Annotated in this window: 1 tRNA gene and 1 rRNA gene; both read left to right on the top strand. The window is 51.3% G+C overall.

The features are described 5' to 3' along the window. A 16S ribosomal RNA gene (locus WMO18_RS10850) occupies nucleotides 1–1,285 on the top strand; the annotation flags it as partial. Nucleotides 1,286–1,381: 96 nt separating this feature from the next. Then, nucleotides 1,382–1,457 (top strand) — tRNA-Ala (locus tag WMO18_RS10855). The last annotated feature ends 34 nt before the right edge of the window (nucleotides 1,458–1,491 follow it).

A 1,491-nucleotide genomic window follows, 5' to 3' on the forward strand; every position in this document is an offset into this window, starting at 1 on the left:
AGATGGACTCGCGTCCGATTAGCCAGTTGGCGGGGTAACGGCCCACCAAAGCGACGATCGGTAGCCGGACTGAGAGGTTGAACGGCCACATTGGGACTGAGACACGGCCCAGACTCCTACGGGAGGCAGCAGTGGGGGATATTGCGCAATGGGGGAAACCCTGACGCAGCAACGCCGCGTGAAGGATGAAGGTTTTCGGATTGTAAACTTCTTTTATTTAGGACGAAGAATGACGGTACTAAATGAATAAGCTCCGGCTAACTACGTGCCAGCAGCCGCGGTAATACGTAGGGAGCAAGCGTTATCCGGATTTACTGGGTGTAAAGGGTGCGTAGGCGGCTTGGTAAGTCAGATGTGAAATGTATGGGCTCAACCCATGCACTGCATTTGAAACTATTGAGCTTGAGTGAAGTAGAGGTAGGCGGAATTCCCTGTGTAGCGGTGAAATGCGTAGAGATAGGGAGGAACACCAGTGGCGAAGGCGGCCTACTGGGCTTTAACTGACGCTGAGGCACGAAAGCGTGGGTAGCAAACAGGATTAGATACCCTGGTAGTCCACGCTGTAAACGATGATTACTAGGTGTGGGGGGTCTGACCCCTTCCGTGCCGGAGTTAACACAATAAGTAATCCACCTGGGGAGTACGACCGCAAGGTTGAAACTCAAAGGAATTGACGGGGGCCCGCACAAGCAGTGGAGTATGTGGTTTAATTCGAAGCAACGCGAAGAACCTTACCAGGTCTTGACATCGAGTGACGAATCTAGAGATAGATTTTTCCTTCGGGACACAAAGACAGGTGGTGCATGGTTGTCGTCAGCTCGTGTCGTGAGATGTTGGGTTAAGTCCCGCAACGAGCGCAACCCTTGCTATTAGTTGCTACGCAAGAGCACTCTAATAGGACTGCCGTTGACAAAACGGAGGAAGGTGGGGACGACGTCAAATCATCATGCCCCTTATGACCTGGGCTACACACGTACTACAATGGATGTAAACAGAGGGAAGCAAAATAGCGATATGGAGCAAACCCCTAAAAGCATTCTCAGTTCAGATTGCAGGCTGCAACTCGCCTGTATGAAGTTGGAATTGCTAGTAATCGCGGATCAGCATGCCGCGGTGAATACGTTCCCGGGCCTTGTACACACCGCCCGTCACACCATGGGAGCCGGTAATACCCGAAGCCAGTAGTTTAACCTTAGGGAGAGCGCTGTCGAAGGTAGGATTGGCGACTGGGGTGAAGTCGTAACAAGGTAGCCGTATCGGAAGGTGCGGCTGGATCACCTCCTTTCTATGGAGAAATGAGTTAGAAAGTAACTCATATCCAAGGTCAGAATGGATTTCAAGTTTGTTGTTTAATTTTCAGGGTCCGACCCTAAAGAGATATGGGGGTATAGCTCAGCTGGGAGAGCACCTGCTTTGCAAGCAGGGGGTCAGCGGTTCGATCCCGCTTATCTCCACCAAAGGCTTGAGTAAGAAAGAAATCACCAAGCCAGA

Origin of the sequence: Ruminococcoides intestinihominis (assembly GCF_040096285.1) — a bacterium.
Taxonomy (GTDB): domain Bacteria; phylum Bacillota; class Clostridia; order Oscillospirales; family Acutalibacteraceae; genus Ruminococcoides; species Ruminococcoides intestinihominis.